This window comes from Rhodococcus sp. ACPA1, from assembly GCF_002300195.1.
GTDB classification, from domain to species: domain Bacteria; phylum Actinomycetota; class Actinomycetes; order Mycobacteriales; family Mycobacteriaceae; genus Rhodococcus_F; species Rhodococcus_F opacus.
Genome location: NZ_NSDX01000008.1, coordinates 559,912 through 576,564 on the forward strand (window position 1 = coordinate 559,912; position 16,653 = coordinate 576,564).

Annotated in this window: 17 protein-coding genes and 1 pseudogene; 9 read left to right on the plus strand and 9 right to left on the minus strand. The window is 62.4% G+C overall.

Annotation, left to right across the window (positions count from 1 at the left end; genetic code table 11):
* The first annotated feature begins 1 nt into the window (after position 1).
* Genes CJ177_RS35620 through CJ177_RS35630 form a run of 3 tightly spaced genes read left to right on the plus strand, consistent with a single transcriptional unit; the run spans position 2 to position 3,350 of the window.
* The gene (locus CJ177_RS35620) at positions 2-514 is read left to right on the plus strand and encodes a flavin reductase family protein (protein WP_095869937.1); all 513 of its coding nucleotides are present in this window, start codon (positions 2-4) and stop codon (positions 512-514) included.
* Positions 511-1,770 carry a GTP cyclohydrolase II gene (ribA, locus tag CJ177_RS35625; protein WP_257014837.1) on the plus strand — a complete coding sequence of 420 codons (1,260 nt, stop codon included), beginning with the start codon at positions 511-513 and terminating at the stop codon, positions 1,768-1,770. The genes CJ177_RS35620 and ribA overlap by 4 nt, the downstream gene beginning before the upstream one ends.
* Positions 1,767-3,350, plus strand: a complete 1,584-nt coding sequence (locus CJ177_RS35630; protein WP_257014838.1) for an AMP-binding protein — start codon at positions 1,767-1,769, stop codon at positions 3,348-3,350. The genes ribA and CJ177_RS35630 overlap by 4 nt, the downstream gene beginning before the upstream one ends.
* A gap of 244 nt (positions 3,351-3,594) precedes the next feature.
* On the opposite strand, the gene CJ177_RS35635 is transcribed toward CJ177_RS35630, so the two are convergent.
* The 4 genes and pseudogenes from CJ177_RS35635 to CJ177_RS49560 form a co-directional block, all read right to left on the minus strand.
* A complete protein-coding gene (locus CJ177_RS35635) occupies positions 3,595-4,368 on the minus strand; it encodes an SDR family NAD(P)-dependent oxidoreductase (protein ID WP_095869938.1) in 774 nt (257 codons plus the stop codon).
* The gene (locus CJ177_RS35640) at positions 4,365-4,871 is read right to left on the minus strand and encodes an SRPBCC family protein (RefSeq protein WP_095869939.1); all 507 of its coding nucleotides are present in this window, start codon (positions 4,869-4,871) and stop codon (positions 4,365-4,367) included. The genes CJ177_RS35635 and CJ177_RS35640 overlap by 4 nt, the downstream gene beginning before the upstream one ends.
* A complete protein-coding gene (locus tag CJ177_RS48755) occupies positions 4,871-5,269 on the minus strand; it encodes an SDR family oxidoreductase (RefSeq protein WP_095869940.1) in 399 nt (132 codons plus the stop codon). Before CJ177_RS48755 ends, CJ177_RS35640 begins: the two co-directional genes overlap by 1 nt.
* 32 nt (positions 5,270-5,301) lie before the next feature.
* Positions 5,302-5,892, minus strand: a pseudogene (locus CJ177_RS49560) (SDR family NAD(P)-dependent oxidoreductase); the annotation flags it as partial.
* Between CJ177_RS49560 and CJ177_RS35655 the strand changes: the two are divergent.
* A complete protein-coding gene (locus CJ177_RS35655; protein ID WP_095869942.1) occupies positions 5,850-6,725 on the plus strand; it encodes a helix-turn-helix domain-containing protein in 876 nt (291 codons plus the stop codon). The pseudogene CJ177_RS49560 and the gene CJ177_RS35655 sit on opposite strands and share 43 nt — an antisense overlap.
* Before the next feature lie 606 nt (positions 6,726-7,331).
* Here CJ177_RS35655 and CJ177_RS35660 read toward each other — a convergent pair.
* From CJ177_RS35660 to CJ177_RS35670, 3 genes are all read right to left on the minus strand, one after another.
* Entirely contained in the window at positions 7,332-7,781 is a 450-nt protein-coding gene (locus tag CJ177_RS35660) for a RidA family protein (protein ID WP_095869943.1), read from the minus strand.
* A 19-nt stretch (positions 7,782-7,800) separates the two neighbouring features.
* On the minus strand, positions 7,801-8,640 hold the full coding sequence (locus CJ177_RS35665; RefSeq protein ID WP_179443376.1) for an alpha/beta fold hydrolase: 840 nt from the start codon (positions 8,638-8,640) through the stop codon (positions 7,801-7,803).
* A 72-nt stretch (positions 8,641-8,712) separates the two neighbouring features.
* Positions 8,713-9,645, minus strand: a complete 933-nt coding sequence (locus CJ177_RS35670) for a glutamate cyclase domain-containing protein (protein ID WP_095869945.1) — start codon at positions 9,643-9,645, stop codon at positions 8,713-8,715.
* Between the two features lie 158 nt (positions 9,646-9,803).
* Here CJ177_RS35670 and CJ177_RS35675 point away from each other — a divergent pair, with 158 nt between their 5' ends.
* Entirely contained in the window at positions 9,804-10,556 is a 753-nt protein-coding gene (locus CJ177_RS35675; RefSeq protein ID WP_179443370.1) for a GntR family transcriptional regulator, read from the plus strand.
* A gap of 30 nt (positions 10,557-10,586) precedes the next feature.
* Here CJ177_RS35675 and CJ177_RS35680 read toward each other — a convergent pair whose 3' ends face one another.
* Positions 10,587-11,375 (minus strand): hydroxypyruvate isomerase family protein, encoded by a 789-nt coding sequence (locus tag CJ177_RS35680; RefSeq protein ID WP_095869947.1) that lies wholly within the window; start codon positions 11,373-11,375, stop codon positions 10,587-10,589.
* Positions 11,372-12,736 (minus strand): MFS transporter, encoded by a 1,365-nt coding sequence (locus tag CJ177_RS35685; protein ID WP_095869948.1) that lies wholly within the window; start codon positions 12,734-12,736, stop codon positions 11,372-11,374. The genes CJ177_RS35680 and CJ177_RS35685 overlap by 4 nt, the downstream gene beginning before the upstream one ends.
* 263 nt (positions 12,737-12,999) lie before the next feature.
* Here CJ177_RS35685 and CJ177_RS35690 point away from each other — a divergent pair, with 263 nt between their 5' ends.
* From CJ177_RS35690 to CJ177_RS35705, 4 genes are read left to right on the plus strand one after another with little or no spacing between them, the layout of a single operon-like run.
* On the plus strand, positions 13,000-13,608 hold the full coding sequence (locus CJ177_RS35690; RefSeq protein ID WP_218835165.1) for a hypothetical protein: 609 nt from the start codon (positions 13,000-13,002) through the stop codon (positions 13,606-13,608).
* Positions 13,605-14,882 (plus strand): 3-oxo-tetronate kinase, encoded by a 1,278-nt coding sequence (otnK, locus tag CJ177_RS35695; RefSeq protein ID WP_095869950.1) that lies wholly within the window; start codon positions 13,605-13,607, stop codon positions 14,880-14,882. Before CJ177_RS35690 ends, otnK begins: the two co-directional genes overlap by 4 nt.
* Positions 14,879-15,508 carry a 3-oxo-tetronate 4-phosphate decarboxylase gene (otnC, locus tag CJ177_RS35700; protein WP_095869951.1) on the plus strand — a complete coding sequence of 210 codons (630 nt, stop codon included), beginning with the start codon at positions 14,879-14,881 and terminating at the stop codon, positions 15,506-15,508. Before otnK ends, otnC begins: the two co-directional genes overlap by 4 nt.
* Before the next feature lie 11 nt (positions 15,509-15,519).
* Positions 15,520-16,224, plus strand: a complete 705-nt coding sequence (locus CJ177_RS35705) for a substrate-binding domain-containing protein (protein WP_095869952.1) — start codon at positions 15,520-15,522, stop codon at positions 16,222-16,224.
* Positions 16,225-16,653: the final 429 nt, after the last annotated feature.

Sequence of the window (16,653 nt, forward strand, 5' to 3'; positions counted from 1 at the left end):
CATGACGACATGCTCGACAACACCACACGAGGACATTGCAGCATCACTGAAGGAGGTGATGGCTGCGGTCTGCACCCCGGTCTCGGTGGTGACGGCGATGGACGGTGATCGACCGCACGGGACGACGGTTAGTGCCTTCGCATCCTTGTCGATGGCACCTCCCATGGTCCTGGTTTCGCTCGATCGCACTTCCGAGCTCCTCGGGATCATTCAGCGCGGCAGACGGTTCGGCGTCAATATCCTCGGTAGCGCCCAGTCGGCGGCAGCGACGGCCTTCGCCCGCAAGGGGACCGACAAATTCGCCGACACACCGTGGACTCGGGTCGGTGGTGTTCCCCGTTTGACCGGGGCACCGGGCTGGGTGGTCTGTGACGCGTCCTCCTTCGTCGAGGGTGGAGACCACATCGTCGTGTTGGGCGAGGTTCGTGAGGCGGTCGCCCACGACGGATCGCCGCTCACTTACTTCCGCCGCGATTTCGGTACACACATGTTGCTCGGCCAGGAGCACCGGTGACCCCGGATCGGGCAGGCGATCACGCGGTCAACCGGGCCGTCACGGCGCTGCGGGCCGGCGGCATGGTCGTCGTGCTCGATGGCGAAGATCGCGAGAACGAGGGCGACCTCGTGGCCGGTGCCGACACCGTCAGCGCCGAGCAGATAGCTTTCATGGTCCGCCATACCACCGGCATCCTCTGCGTTCCGATGACCACCGAACGAGCCGATCAGCTCGAGTTGGCGCCGATGGTGCCGGTGAACACGGACACCCACCAGACCGCCTTCACTGTCACCGTCGACCACATCGGCGCCGGGACCGGGGTGTCCGCCAGCGACCGCGCGATGACCGTGCGCGCCCTCGCCCGCTCGACCAGTGTCCCCGGTGACTTCCGTCGCCCCGGACATGTCTTCCCGCTTCGCTCGCGCCCGGGAGGTGTCCTGGAGCGGCCTGGGCACACCGAAGCCGCAATCGACTTACTCACCCTCGCCGACCGTGCTCCGGTCGGGGTGATCGGGGAAATCGTCGCGGAGGACGGCTCGATGCGGCGGGGGCCGGATCTGCGCCGATTCGCGGACAGCCATGGGCTGCCCGTGGTCACCATCGCCGACCTCGCGCAATCCCTGCATCCGGAAGCAGGACCCGTGGAAAGACTCTCGACCTCGCGCATGCCCACCGCCTTCGGAGAGTTCCAGGCAATCGCGTACCGGTCGAGCGATGACGGAGTCGAGCATCTGGCGTTGGTGATGGGAGACGTGGCCGCGGCCGCCGAGAGTGAATCCGGTGCCCTCGTGCGCCTGCACAGCGAATGCCTGACTGGGGACATTCTCGCCTCGACCCGGTGTGACTGCGGCAGCCAACTCGAGCAGGCACTGATGGCGGTCAGTCAGGAGCAATGCGGCGCGGTGATCTACTTGCGGGGGCACGAAGGCCGTGGCATCGGTTTGGCGCACAAGATCCACGCCTACGCGCTGCAAGACCGCGGGATGGACACCGTGGACGCCAACCTCGCCCAAGGCCTCGCCGCCGACGCCCGCTCGTACGCGGTCGGAGCCCACGTCCTCAGGGAACTCGGAGTAGGCAGAGTGCGCCTGTTGACCAACAATCCGGCCAAATGTGCGGCATTGACCACCGACGGGCTCGAGGTCCTTGCCCGCGTCGGGCTCTCGACCAACGCGACCACCGACAATGTCCGTTACCTCCGTACCAAACGCGACCGCATGGGCCATGTACTCGACATCCCCGATGTCACCGACTCTGAAAGAAGCGTGCTGTGACCGCTCATCTCGGCGATCAGGTCCTGACACCCCTGAACTTTCTCGAACGCGCGGAGGCCATCCACGCCGATCGCACCGCCATGACCTACCACTCCCAGTCGTGGTCGTACGGCGAGTTCGGGGTCACCGCCCGCCGCATGGCCGGCACACTCGCAGGCCACGGAGTCAAACCGGGCGACCGCGTCGCCGTCCTGGCCTCGAACACCCCGCTGATGCTGCTCGCGCACTTCGCCGTTCCCTTGGCCGGCGGCGTGCTCGTCACCCTCAACCACCGCCTGGCCGCACCGGAACTGAAGTACATCGTCCAACACTCCGGCGCATCACTCGTCCTGGTCGATAACGAATTCAGCGCCGCCGCAGAATCCTTCGGCATCCGGACCCTCGCTGCCGAACAGGTCCTGGACGCGGACGGACCCGAACACGCGCGCACGGTCGAGGACGAACGCAGCCTCATCTCGCTGAACTACACCAGCGGCACGACCGGCCGGCCCAAGGGCGTCATGTACCACCACCGCGGCGCCTACCTGCAGGCGCTTGCCATGACCCACCACGCCAAACTCGGCCTCGACACCGTCTACCTGTGGACCCTGCCGATGTTCCACTGCAATGGCTGGTGTTTTCCCTGGGCAATCACCGCCGCGGCAGGAACACAGGTCTGTCTCGATCGCCCCGACCCCGACACAGTATGGGCCCATCTGCGCAGCGGGGGCATCACCCACTTCAACGCCGCTCCCACCGTCCTCACCAACCTCACACAACATCGTGAGGCAGACAACGGGCCTCTCGGCAGAATCGTCGAGGTGGGAACCGGGGGAGCGCCGCCGTCCCCCACACTGTTGTCCGAATTGACCGCACTCGGCATCCACACCACCCACCTCTACGGTCTGACCGAAACCTTCGGACCTGCTGTGGTGAACGAACCACGCCCCGAATGGAACACCCTCAGCCATACCGATCTCTCCAAAGCAATGGCCGTGCAGGGCAACTCCAACATGGTCGGCACAGGAATCAGGGTCCTGGACACCGTCGGCAAGAAAGACGACGCCCCGATCGCCGACGTCACCGCTGACGGCACAACTCTCGGGGAGATCGCTGTCCGAGGGAACACCGTCATGCTGGGCTACTACAACGACGACGCAGCGACCGAGGCCGCCCGGATCGGCGAATGGTTCAAGACCGGCGACCTCGGCGTCATACACCCCGACGGATCGGTGGAAATCCGGGACCGCGCAAAAGACATCGTGATCTCCGGCGGAGAGAACATCGCCACGGTCGAAGTCGAACACGTACTTACGTCCCATCCCGCGGTCGCCGAGGCGGCCGTCATCGGCGTCGCTGATCCGAAATGGGGCGAAGTTCCGGTGGCTGTCGTCGCGCTGCGGCCAGGCGCGGACGTGTCCACCGAGGAACTCATCTCCTACACACGTACCCAACTCGCAGGCTTCAAGACACCCAAACAAATCTACTTTCGCGAACTGCCCAAGTCCGGAACGGGGAAGATACTCAAACACGTTCTCCGGGGGCTTATTGCACCGGGAGACGAACAGGTGCTGCAGGTGGATCTGCGGGCGAGCACCTGAACCTGTTCACAACCGATTCCGCGATGCCGCCCATGTGTCGCCAACCAAGGTAAGCAGCGCGATGTGCGCCGCCCTGCGAGATGCACACCGGACGGTGACCCAAGGGAGCGGGCCTGCTGAGTTTGCCAGCGGCGATCTGCCGGGACGGCGCCAATAGTGCCAGGTCGCCGGATAACCGTGCGAGGGTAACCGCTCAGGGAGGAGGCCGCATTCGTGGATGCGGCCTCCTCCCAAGACGTGAAAGCTACGGAACGAGGTACCCCCCATCGACGGGCATCGTGATGCCGGTGACAAAACTGGCCTGATCGGAAAGCAGCCAGGCCGCCGCGGGAGGAATCTCCTCAGGTCGACCCATTCGATTCATCGGGCTGGCGGTATTGAACTTTGCGGCGATGTCGGGGGGCGTCTGCGCGAGCCCGCCGATCAACATCTCGGTGGCGGTGGATCCCGGCGCGATGGCGTTGATGCGGATCCCGCTCTCGCCGTACTCGAAAGCTGCCGCCTTGGTCAAACCGATAACACCGTGCTTCGCCGCAATGTAGGGCGCAATTCCGAAGTTACCAACGAATCCACCTACGCTGCTCGTGTTGACGATGGCACCTCCTCCCGAAGCAAGCATCGCTCGGATCTCGTGCTGCATCGACAAGAACGTGCCTTTGAGGTTGACCGCCAGGACGCGGTCATAATCTTCATCGCTGTAGTCGTGGAAGTTTTCCAGCGTATTGAAGCCGGCGTTGTTGAACGCTGCATCGAGCCGGCCGTACGTCTCCACACAACGAGCGACCGCAGCCTCGATCGTGTCACCCTCAGTGACATCCACGAAAACGGACTCGACGTGATGGCCCTGTGCGCGCAACTCGTCACGAAGAGCTGTCGCGGCTTCGAGGTTTCGTGCCCCGAGCACGAGGCGCGCTCCTTCGGCTGCGAAATGACGGGCGGCGGCTGCGCCGATGCCCTGGCTGGCGCCGATGATGAGGGTCGCCTTGCCGGTGAGAATCCCGCTAGAGGTGGTGGTCATGACGTGGCGTTGCCTTTCGTGTTTCCTTGCGAGGGGACGTCGAGTGAGTACTCGACGCCGAGGGTCGATGCGAGAGCATCAACGGTGGAGGGCCAGACGATCTGGCAGTTGACGTGCTCGACTGTTGCCCGCGCGGCGTCATCGGCGACTTCGACTTCGCCGTGCCAGGAAATGCGTGTGCGGGCGTGCGGTCTGGCCGGGAGCGCGGTGACGGTGACCGAGGTGCGGGAGGCGCTCACCGGAATCGGAGGAGCACCGACGAAGGAATAGGTGAAACTCCGACCCTCGTGATCGAGTTCGCCAAGGCGCTCGAGAATGCGTGAGCCATCTTGGAGGTCAATCTCGCGGATAGCGCCGGGGGTTTGCGCGACACCGTCGACGATGGTGCAGACGGTCACTGTGGGATGCCAGGACATGTTGCCGAAGTTGCCGGCCAGTGCCCATACCTCCGTTGCGGATGCGTGAATGATGGCAGCGAGATCGTGATGAATGCGCATCGGCATCAGATCGATCCGCCATTGTTGGCCAAGAGAATTTGGCCGTTGACCCAGCCGGCGGCGGGGGTCGCGAGAAATGCCGCGATGCCCGCGATGTCCGAGGGGTGCCCGAGTCGCCTCATGGGCGCGGCCGCGGCGAGCGATTCCATCATGCCTGGCGGCGCTCCCGCGACCACTTCGGAGTCGGCGGCGAGGAATCCGGCAGCCACCGGGCCGACCATGATCGAGTTGACTGTGATACCTCGGTTGCCGAGTTCGTTTGCGAGCACGCCGACTGTCACGTTCGCGCCGGCTTTAGTGGTTGCGTATGCGGAGAACCCGGCTGGCGTGAACTTGACCGTGCTGGAGGTGATATTGATGATCCGGCCGCCGTCGCGGATTGTTCTCGCCGCCTCCCGGAGCACAAGAAGACTGAGCGAGTGTTGACCGCCAGTAGCCGGTCGAACTGCTCGTTCGTGACCTCGGCGAGGGAGGTGAGGGGTGCAGTGACGCCGGCGTTCGCGACGACGATATCGACACCGCCGAAGTGAGCCGTTGTCGCCGTGAAGAGTACTGAAACCTCTGAGTTCTTGGTGAGATCGGCTCGGACTGCGAGTGCCTGCGCGCCCCGGGATCGAAGTGCCGCAACGGTTTCCTCGGCCTCCGCGCGGCGGCTCCTGTAGTGCACGACAACGGATGCACCGTCGTCGGTCAGAGCCTGTGTGATTGCTCGCCGGATGCTGCGGGGTGCTCCGGTCACTATCGCGACCTTCCCGTTCAGTGGGCCGCTCGGCCGCGCCGACGGGTAATCCCGAGTCGAGTTCTCCATGGACGTTCCTCCGAGTGGGGCAGTAGATGTCGAGTTCGTGACAGTGCGAGCTCGAGCGATGTGGAAGTGGGAACAGATATATCGTCGATCGGCAACGAGATGACAACCAGTGCCCTGCTCGGCGGTAGGACTCGCAGTACCACGACGGGGAGGAAGAAGAGGAAGACAATGGAGCGGTGACCACGAACGACAACTCGCTCGGACAGATCCTGCGCACATGGCGAGACCGGCTTCAGCCTGCCGATGTGGGACTTCCTGACAGTCGACAACGCCGTTCGCATGGGTTACGGCGCGAGGATCTCGCTGCGTTAGCCGGAGTGTCCGTGGACTACGTGGTACGACTCGAGCAAGGACGAGCGCGTAACCCATCAATGCAGGTAGTTGCCGCGCTTGCCCGGAGCCTTCAGCTCAACCGAACCGAGCACGATCACCTCTACCGGCTCGCGGGTCTTCTACCTCCAGCCAGCAGAACTATCTCCTCCCACGTGCCGCCCGGAGTGCAGAGACTTGTCGCTCGGCTCGGGGAACTTCCTCTCGCGATTTACTCCGCCGACTGGACGCTCCTGTACTGGACGGCCCTCTGGGCGCTGCTTCTCGGAGACCCGCTCCACAGGCCGACAACCGAACGCAATCTCGTTCGAGCCACCTTCCTCGGCAACGGCAAAGCCGAAACGCGGGCGACCCCATGGCCTGTCCACTCCGAGCGAGGATCGGAAGAAATGGAGGCGACCCTTGTAGCAGACCTCCGCCTAGCATCGGCCAACTACAGTGACGACACACAACTGGCCTCCCTCATCGCAGAGTTGAGAAAGGCAAGTCCGCGCTTTGCCACGCTGTGGGCAGGGGGGACAGCTGCAGTGCACGCCACTGATCGCAAAACGATCCAGCACCCCTCAGTCGGCAACGTCACGGTCGATTGCGACGTACTCCTGGTTCCTGGGGAAGATCTGAAGATCATCGCCTACAGCGCTGATGCGGGCAGCGTCGACGCTCAACGACTCGATTTGCTGCGAGTCGCCGGCACGTATGCCCTCACAGAACGCACAGGGTGAGCACGTCCCGGCCACCTGCACAGGACTTGTTCGGGTGGCCGGGAGCGGGCGCCACGGCCAAGCAGAGCACGCGTCTACCCCCTCCGGGTGCGGTCTGCTCGCTTCCAGATGCCGGTCCCCGGTGTGTCTGAAGATTGCCGAGTAGGTCGGTGGTGGCCTCAGCGGGACAGGAACTCTTCGAGTTCGCCGATAGCACCCTGCGAGTCCCACGCCGTATGTGGTGATCGTGTTGACGGACGGGGACATGCCGTGGCTGAAATGTTGGTCGCGAGCGCATCTGGTGTGCGGTGATCGGTGGAACCGCCCAGGTGGAGCGCACACCGCCGTGGTGTCGAGGGTGCAGACTCCGGTCGGTGCAGCGTGAGCGCGGCGCGTGGTGGCGATGTGATCAGATACGCCCCACGCCCCACTCCGGGCAAGCTGCTACCGGACCAATGGTGCGGACAATTCCGAGTGGAGAACTCCGGCGACACGCTCAGAGCGATTTCTCGGACTGCGGACGATGTGAGACGGTGGGTCGCCCAGTTGACGTGACAGCCCATTCGATGTGCCGGCCGTGACGTCGTCCAGACTGACGAGGTCACGGCCGGCATTCGGCACGGGTGACTATGCTGTTTCCACCGACACAATCAATTCGATTTCCACGCATGCGCCATGAGGAAGTTGCGCGACACCGATGGCGCTGCGTGCGTGGGTTCCTCGATCGCCCAACTCGTTGAGGAAGACGTCCGATGCGGCATCGAGAACCTTGCCTTGTTCGGTGAATTCCGGTGTGGACGAGACGTACCCTGTGATCTTCAGGATGCGGGCGAGCTTGTGGGCAGGACCTAGTTCGCGTTGCAACGTGTCGAGGCTCAACTGGGCGCACAGGCGTGCCGCGTCCTGAGCCGTTGGCAGATCGATGTCGTCGCCTACCTTTCCACGGTGGACGAGTCGGCCGTCTTCCCTGGGAAGCTGACCGCTGAGGTAGGCCACTCCCCGATGGACCACCAGTGGGCGGATATTGCTACTGGGCTGGTCTGATTTGACTGTCGAGTCGACAGCGGAAGCGCTCATAGTATGTCGGTTCGGCTTTCTATTGTGGAAGGGTGGAGGCAAAGCTGGAGATTTCGCGCACGAGTGCCTCGGGTTCCTCTTCTGGGATGTAGTGGCCCGATCGCGGTATGAGACCGCCTCGCACATCGGTGCCGAGTGGTTTCATACGTTCGAAGAGATCGGGTGCAGAGCCGACTTCGCCACCGAGCGCCAAGACTGGCACGGCTATCTTCGTCGTCATCAGCGATGAGTTCTGCTCGATGTCCTCGAGCACCGCGCGGTAGTACCCGAGCATTCCCCGGGTGCCGCCCGGCGCTTGGTAGACACGCTCGTATTCGTCGATGTCCTCCCGGCTGAACGTCGCCCTCCAGTTCGCTGTCTTGCGACTGAAGAACCATTCGATCAGGATTCGCTCGCGTCCGGCGAGCAACGCCTCGGGTAGGTCCGCGATCGGGTTGAACAGGAAGTGCCAGTTGCGCCAATTGTCCGGCCCGAGCGTTAGAGTCGGCTGCAGCGTAACTCCCGGGATATTTCCGTCGAGCAGGACGAGGCCACGCAGGTCGTCGGCGAAGTGGTGGGCGTAGGCGTAACCGACCCAGGATCCGATGTCGTGTCCGACGAATAGGTAGCGTTCCTGATTCATCGCGCTCATCAGGGCTCGCACCCGCGCGCTCGTCGTCTTGGTGTCGTAGCCACCTAATGGCTTGTCGGAGTCTCCCTGGCCTGGGAGATCGAGTGCGATGACGTGAGAGTTCTGGGCGAGTAGGGGAATCACTCGCCTCCATGCGTACACACTCTGTGGGTACCCTGCGACCAGCACTATCGTTGGGCCCTCGCCGGCTTCGACGACGTGAAATCGGATGTCGTCTGCCCACACCATGTGGTGTTGCGGTTCTACGGGTTTCACTCTGGATTGCCTCCGGGATTCAAAAGGTTATTCTGCCTTGGTCGGTCAGGCGGAGATCACGTCGTTGATGGCATCGATGATCGCGATGTGATCATCGAGCGGCAGGCGATCGATGGTCATCTGAAGTTGGCCGAGCCGATCGGTTCGGCTGTCGTCGATTGCTTGGCCGATGTGCACTGCCTCGCTCAGGTATTTCTCCTCGTTCGCGGCGTTGAAATGCGCAAGCAGTTTGGCTGTAAGGTCCGTGCGTAGTACGGCAAGTGCCCCTAGCAGGCCGTATGCGCCCCAGTTCGCGACGCCGGAGACGATCAGATGATCGGCGCTGGTTTGTGCTGCTACGAGTGAGCCGTTGGGGATGTCGTTTTCGACGATATCTTTTGGTAGAACACCCATTCCGATTTCGTTCCCACCGTCACCGATGCCGATGCTCACCCAGGGAGCGGTCCAACCGTCGTCTTCGAAGAGATAGTCGAGTGGGGCGGTGTCCTGCGAGATGTCCCAACCGTGCTCGCGGTGCGGTTTGCCATCGGACCCCAGTGAGCATCGCTCGATAGCGACGATGTGGGACAGCGGGTGTTCTGCCGATTCCAGACGTCCCCGCAGGGCGCGGACGGCGGCGGGATCGACTGCCACGATCTCGAGGTCGACCTTGGCCGGCAAGGCCTCTACGACGGCCCACACCGCCTTGGCGCATGGTGCATCCGTGATCACTGTGACCGGGATTCCGGCTTCGATCAGTCCTGCTGCGAGCTGACCCATGCCATTGAGACCGTCCGTCTCCGGTGATGGCGGTTCGGCGTGACGGACGAAGAATCCGCACACGATTCCGACGTGCGGCGTGGGGGTGTTGGCCAATGATTCGGCCGCGCGTTGCAGGTTTCCTTCGGCGAACTTCACCAGGCGAGTGATGTCCCGGCGGACTGTACGACCGACGATGGTTTCGATGCGAGTGATCGAACTGTCCACGTCAACCTCCATCTATATATGTAACGTATATTTACTGTAGCGATCGGTGTTCGTCGTTACAAGGGTTTACGCGATCAAGCGCTACGCTCCTTGTAACCAGGAAGTATGCAGAACGTATATTCGTGGGTTGACCCAGTAGCCCAATGTCTATCCTCGGACGGGGGAGCGAAATGACGAATCAACTGACGGATGGCGAGTCCTCGTCTGCGTCTCAGACCGACAGCGTTGTCGAGAGAATCCGATCACTCATCATCGACCTGGAACTTGCACCGGGGAGTCGAATCGACGAGAGATTGCTCCTGAGCAATTACGGCTTCGGCCGTACCCCCGCGCGCGAGGCGATCAATCGACTGGCCGCCGAAGGATTCGTCAAGATCGCTCCGAATCGAGGCGGCACCTTCGTTCGCAAACTCGACCTCGCAGAGATCCGCGAGATCGTCACCGCCCATCAGTTGGCGGAGACCGTCGTGGGAAACCTGTGCCGATTCGACGACGCGGCGCTGGTGCCCGATCTGACTGCCATTCAGGCCGAGTATCGCGAAAAGGTGAACCAGCGCCAGTACTTGGAGATCACCGAACTGAATCAGCGGTTCCACCTGAGAATGCACCGCACCATCGACAACAGCTTCATCTACGACTTCGCGCATTCGACCCACCGACACGTCCGCCGTCTCAACGTGCTTCTCTACCAACTGGAAGCCGCAGACTCGGAACTGCACGAAGCACGATTCGACGAGAACCTCAGCGAACACGAGGCCATCATCGACGCGGTCCGCCGCGGCGATCGCGACGCGCTTCGCACGCTGTGCCCGGCTCACGCGACCAAGACGCAGGACCGGTTGATTCAGATACTGAAGACCGGAACGGTCCAGCCTTTCGACATCGACATACGGACGGACGACCTTCTCGTTCCGAAGTCCTAAGGCCCACGCGCCTGCTGTCGATTACCGTCGTCACGCTGTGAAGGCCTCTCGCCACACCAGGCCTTCGACGGTGTCGTGGCTGGGCGCGTATTCACATCCGATCCACCCTTGATACTGCAGCCGGCGTAGTTGCTCGAACACGCAGACCCATGGGATGGAGCCCGTTCCGGGTTCGGATCTCCCCGGGCTGTCGGCGATCTGTACATGCGCGACGAAGGGCATCATCCGCGTCAGGTCGTCGACGACGTCGCCGCCGTCTGTTCGGCAGTGGTAGACGTCGAAGAGAATACCCACTCGGGGGTGTCCGACTGCGTTCACTATTGCCGCTGTCTCGTCGAGCGATTCGAGTACGAATCCCGGGGATTCTTGCTGAGAGATCAACTCGATGACGAGCGTGATGTCCGTCGACGCTGACCGCTCCACCGCCCAGGCGAGATTCTCGGCATAGGTCGCTATCGCGGAATCTTTCGATATATCAGGCCTACGAACGCCGGCCCTGACATGGATGATGCCGGTGCCCAATTCGACCCCGTAGTCCAACGCCGTCGAAAAGTCTGTCCGGAACACTCGCCTGGCGTCAGGAGTGCATGCGGTGCCGTACGGCAGGTTCGGGTCCGGAGTATTGATCAGCACCTGCTCGAGGCCTGAGTCGGCCAAGTATTTCGTGAGTTCCTTCGGCGAGTACTCGTACGGAGATGCGTACTCGACTCCGGTGAACCCGGCGTCGGCGGCGGCAGTGAAGCGCTGCTCGAAGGGGAGTTCCGTGAACAGCCACTTGAGGTTCGCAGCGAACCGAAACGCCGGCGCGACAGAGGTCATTCGAATGCCTCGACTCGCCCAGCAAAGCCCTCAGGTTCTCTCTCCAGCGGAGAATAGTGACTTTCTTCTTCGCGGTCGGGGTTTCTGCCGATGGCGAGACCGGTGATGGTGCATGCAGCGGCGATGCCGATGTAGACCGGGATCAAATCCCAGCTGCCGGTTCGGGTGAACAGATACGTGAAGATGAGAGGCGCCAGCGCGCCGCCCACGATTCCGGACAAGCTAAACACCAAGGAGGATCCGGTGGCGCGAAGCCGGACACTGAACTGTTCTGAAATGAACGCAGCCTGCGGGCCGTACATAAGTGAATGGAAGGCCAAGCCGCCGACGACACCCACAATCATGAGGAGCAGTGAGCCGTCCTGCACGATCACGAAGAACGCGATCGACCACACGAACGCGCCGCCGGTCGCGACTCCGAACATCAGTCTGCGGTTGACGCGGTCGGATAGCGCGCCTGCAGCGGGTGTGAACACGATTTGCGCAGCAGAGCCCACCATCACGGCCACCAGCACCTCGCTGCGACTGAAGCCCAGCTTCTGAACTCCGTATGTGATCGAAAAGACCGAGAACAACGCGAACGTGATATCTGGGCAGATTCGCGTGAGTATTCCAGCCACCAGTGCACGTCGCTCCGTGCCGAAAACTTCCGCGACCGGCGCTTCCGGGCGCTCTCCGCTTTCGCTCAGCGCTTGGAACACCGGAGTGTCTTCCAGCTTCATGCGTATCCAGAGACCGAAGCCGACGAGGACGGCGGACAGCAGGAACGCAACTCGCCATCCCCACGACGTGAATTGTTCGTCGGTCAGGACAACCGCCAATAGAGCGAGCACACCGTTGGCCATGAGGTTGCCGATCGGAGTTCCGACCTGCGCGGCCGAGGCCAGAAGTCCACGACGTTTCGGGTTGCCGTATTCGCTGGACAGCAATACCGCTCCACCCCACTCACCACCCACTGCGACACCCTGGGCGAACCGCAACACGACGAGCGCGATTGGTGCCGCGATGCCGAGAGTCGCGTAACCGGGCAGCAATCCGATCAGGAAGGTAGTGGCTCCGATGATAATCAATGTGACGACCAGCAAGTGCTTTCGCCCAATTACATCGCCGAGGCGCCCGAAGACGAAGCCTCCTACGGGCCTCGAGATGTAACCCACGGCGTAGGTCGAGAACGCAAGAAGGGTGCCCGCAGTGGGGTCACTGTTAGGGAAGAAAACTTCTGGAAAGACCAGAGCGGCAGCCACCGAGTAGATGGCGAAGTCGTACCACTCCAGCGCTGTACCGGTAGCACTTGCTGCGTACGCCCTGTACATAACTCTTCGTGCGTTGCTCGTCTTGGACACGGTCGATTGTCCGCCCATGACGTCTCCTCTCGTCGTGCACGTTCTGCGTGCAGGTTCAGCCCCTTGCCGATCTCATATACTTCTCGTATATTTCAGGTAAGCGCAAGGGGAAATCGAGAATTTTTCAAACGTAACGCGCTCGAAACTTTCACCCCCCGGACAGGTTTCGATCCCATCTACGTCGATGCGAATGAACAGAGATGACTTCAAGACACACTGACAGACCGCTGGTAGCTCTGATCAGCGCAACGCCCGCGGCCATAGCGCCCGCAGTAGAAGGTTTGACCGAGGATTTTCCCGAAGCGGTGGTGTGGAACATCCTCGACGACCGGTTGCTGACGGAAGCCGATGAACACGGCGGCGTTGTAGGTCCACTGGCGCAGAGAATGTTCCGACTCATCGACCACGCCGTCACCGAAGGCGCCGACGCAGTCCTGCTCACGTGCTCCATGTACGGACCGATCGCGCGCACCTACCCTGCACCCGTGCCCGTTCTCGCGCCCGATGATGCCGCGTTCGCCGCCGCTGTAGACGGCGGATTCGACCGCATTCTCGTTGTCGCGTCCTTCGAAGCCGCACTACTCGACACGGAGAAACGATTCGCAGATTTCGTGGCCGCGCAGTCGAAGACTATCAAGATCCTCGGCGCCTACGCCCCCGCGGCGCACGAGGCCACCCGGGACGGCGACCAACACTCGCTACTCACCGCGCTGACCGAGACCTGCGTGACATTCACCGATCGCATCGACGCGATACTGCTTGCTCAGTACTCCCTGGCACCCGTTGCGTCCGCACTCTCCGAAAGGCTGGGCATACCGGTTGTATCCGGTCCGGTCACCGCGGCAAACCTGCTCCGGACGCGACTCGACTACACCAGCGAGACAGCATGATTGGCGCCATCGCAGACGACTTCACCGGGGGCACCGACGTCGCCGTGGCCTTCCGTCGCGAAGGACTGAGAACGCACATCTTCTTCGGTGTACCGCCCGACGACGTCGAGCGGTCGCCCAGCGATGCCGTCGTCATCGCACTCAAGAGCAGGATGACCCCCGCGCCGGAGGCCGTGCAGCAGTCACTGGATGCATTACGGTGGTTGCGCGAACACGGTGCCGACCAAATCTACTTCAAATACTGCTCCACATTCGATTCGACACCAGACGGCAACATCGGCCCGGTACTGGACGCTCTCACCGACGCCATCGGCGCGGCCACGGTGATAACGACACCTAGCTCTCCTGAACACCTGCGAACGCAGTACCAGGGATACCTTTTCGTCGACATGCTCCTGCTATCCGATTCACACATGCGTAACCACCCGGTCACGCCGATGACCGACTCGTACCTCCCTCGCTTGCTACGTACTCAGACGGACGCAACAGTCGGACTCATCCCCCATGCGACGGTCAAGGAGGGTACCGACTCCATTACGGCAGCCATCGCCGCAGCCGAAACACGTGCTGAAAAATACATTCTCGTCGATGCTGTCGACCAACAGGACCTTCAGGCGATTGGTCGTGCCATCCAAGGATCATCGCTGACAGCCGGCGCAGCAGGCCTGGCGGGAGGTCTAGCGGCGGCAGTCGCGGCCGCCAACTCGACGCTCGTCGGCAACACGACCCCTGCTCAGGCAGGTGCCGACCGCGAAGGTCGAGCAGCCGTCCTCGCCGGCAGCTGCTCGGCGCGAACACTCGAACAGATCGCCGTAATGAAAGGACAGGGACGCCCTTGGTACCAGCTCGACGCGATGGTCGACGACAACCCAGAAACCCTGGCCGCCGACGCACTCGCCTGGTACGACGCTCTCACCACCAGCGACGCTCCGTTGATTTACTCGTCACTGAATCCGGTCGAGCTCAAACGCGTCCAAGACGCTCTCGGGATCGCGGAATCGGCCGCGGTCCTCGAAAACGCCACGGGCCGAATAGCCATCGGACTGGTCGAACGCGGCGTCACCCGAATCGTCGCCGCCGGCGGCGAGACCTCCGGAGCGATCGTGACCGCACTCGACGTCAGCGGAGGGCTCATCGGATCCGAGGCCGCACCGGGCGTGCCATGGATTTTGACAACATCGGGACACCGAATCGCCCTGCTGCTCAAATCAGGGAACTTCGGAGGCCCTGAACTGCTCGCCGACGCGTCGGCCCATCGATCGGATCTCGCATGACCCATTTCGAGGACGAGCGCGCCCAGGTAATAGCGGCGGCCAGATCGATCTTCACACGATCACTGACTCACGGCAGCACCGGAAACATCTCGGTCCGCGCTGGCGAGAACATCCTCGTCACTCCCACCGGCAGTAGCCTCGGAACCGTCGAACCCGATGAGTTGTCCATCATCGACGCGGCAGGAAAACACCTCGGCGGCACACGGCCGTCGAAGGAAGCGTTCCTGCACGCTGCGATCCTGCGCGCGCGTCCACAGTCAAACGCCGTTGTACACACCCACTCGACGTATGCGGGTGCAGTGTCGTGCCTGGTCGATATCGACCCCGCCGACGTGCTGCCGCCCCTGACCGCATACTTCGCGATGCGCGTCGGGAAACTTCCCCTGCTTCCCTACTACGCCCCAGGCGACGACGGACTCGAAGAAACGGCCGAACACGCGGCCATCACCCACCACGCATTGCTACTGAGCAATCACGGCCCGATTGTCGCGGGAGACACCGTCGTATCAGCGCTCGACGCGATCGAGGAACTCGAAGAGACATCCAAGCTCTTCCTCCTGTTACGGGGAATGAACACACGCCCACTCACAACACAACAACGTGATGCACTCGCCTCCACCCGATAGGACGATCAGGCATGAGCACCCCCCACGACAACCGTGTGTCCCTCTTCAGTACTCTCGCAGTGAAGGGCGCACTCGACTTCACCATTCTCCCTCGTTACGAACGGGACTCGGGCGCGCGCGCCGAATCGACATTCGATCCCACGAACGTGCTGCTGGACAAGATCGAAAGCGGTGCTCGACCGGACGTGATGATCGGTGTGTCATCGTCGTTCGACAGCCTCGTCAGTGCCGGCATTATCGACGGGCTGAGTCGCAAATCCATCGCTCGAACCGGCGTCGGACTCGCAGTTCCCCCCGAAACACCAACACCCGACATCAGTAGCCCGGAAGCACTCGCGTCGACACTCAAACAGGCACGCTCAGTTGCATACTCCCGTACCGGAGCAAGCGGCGTCTACTTCGCAGAACTCCTCCTCGCTCTCGGTATTTCCGACGAGGTCAACTCCCGCGCCACCATCGTCGAAAAGGGCTTCACCGCTCTTGCGGTGGTCGATGGACGCGCTGATCTGGCCATCCAGCAACTCAGCGAGCTCAGGTTCGTCCCCGAGGTCCAGATCGTCGGACCCCTCCCCGAATCGGTTCAGCATTACACCGAATTCTCGGCAGCACTCGGCACCCACGCCGTCGGCGACCGCAATGCAACGGCCCTGATCACTGCATTGACAACAGACTACGCACGGACCGCATACGCGGATGCAGGCCTCGAAGTGCGGTGACCACCGGCAAGAATGCTAAATAGATTATTGGAGAACATGATTCACCGATAGCTCTCGGCTCCTTTGCAGATGGCGGTCGTCGTGACGGCGCTGAATCGAGGGGAGCCAGTTTCCCTCCACCGGTACTTGCTGACCTCGCCGCAGTGGAGCAGGGAGGGCTTCGGTCGGTATCGGTGGCCGAACGGGGTGCGGCGCAAGCCCGAATCGGGTTCCGGAGTGGCTGGGGTGGATTCCCCGTCGGCAAAGCTGGGAGGCAACGCGGCGAGTTGGATCTCCGGAATGGAGTAAAAATTCCACGCCCAATGGGTAATTGGCGGCCCCGTCGCTGCCGGATAGACGACGGGGCCGCCCGCATCCCGGGCGGGAGCCAGAACGCACGGGGTACGCTCGCTGCCATCGGGTGGCAGCGGGCACAGGGCACCGGCCGAG

Bases quoted from the DNA above. Each gene is read 5' to 3' on its own strand.
- CJ177_RS35665 (WP_179443376.1), bottom strand. From the start codon at position 8,640: ATGGTGTGGGCAGACGACATCCGATTTCACGTCGTCGAAGCCGGCGAG.
- CJ177_RS35620 (WP_095869937.1), top strand. From the start codon at position 2: ATGACGACATGCTCGACAACACCACACGAGGACATTGCAGCATCACTG.
- CJ177_RS35640 (WP_095869939.1), bottom strand. From the start codon at position 4,871: ATGCCGATGCGCATTCATCACGATCTCGCTGCCATCATTCACGCATCC.
- CJ177_RS35635 (WP_095869938.1), bottom strand. From the start codon at position 4,368: ATGACCACCACCTCTAGCGGGATTCTCACCGGCAAGGCGACCCTCATC.
- otnK (WP_095869950.1), top strand. From the start codon at position 13,605: ATGATTGGCGCCATCGCAGACGACTTCACCGGGGGCACCGACGTCGCC.
- CJ177_RS35675 (WP_179443370.1), top strand. From the start codon at position 9,804: ATGACGAATCAACTGACGGATGGCGAGTCCTCGTCTGCGTCTCAGACC.
- CJ177_RS35705 (WP_095869952.1), top strand. From the start codon at position 15,520: ATGAGCACCCCCCACGACAACCGTGTGTCCCTCTTCAGTACTCTCGCA.
- CJ177_RS35670 (WP_095869945.1), bottom strand. From the start codon at position 9,645: ATGGAGGTTGACGTGGACAGTTCGATCACTCGCATCGAAACCATCGTC.
- CJ177_RS35660 (WP_095869943.1), bottom strand. From the start codon at position 7,781: ATGAGCGCTTCCGCTGTCGACTCGACAGTCAAATCAGACCAGCCCAGT.
- otnC (WP_095869951.1), top strand. From the start codon at position 14,879: ATGACCCATTTCGAGGACGAGCGCGCCCAGGTAATAGCGGCGGCCAGA.
- CJ177_RS35685 (WP_095869948.1), bottom strand. From the start codon at position 12,736: ATGGGCGGACAATCGACCGTGTCCAAGACGAGCAACGCACGAAGAGTT.
- CJ177_RS35680 (WP_095869947.1), bottom strand. From the start codon at position 11,375: ATGACCTCTGTCGCGCCGGCGTTTCGGTTCGCTGCGAACCTCAAGTGG.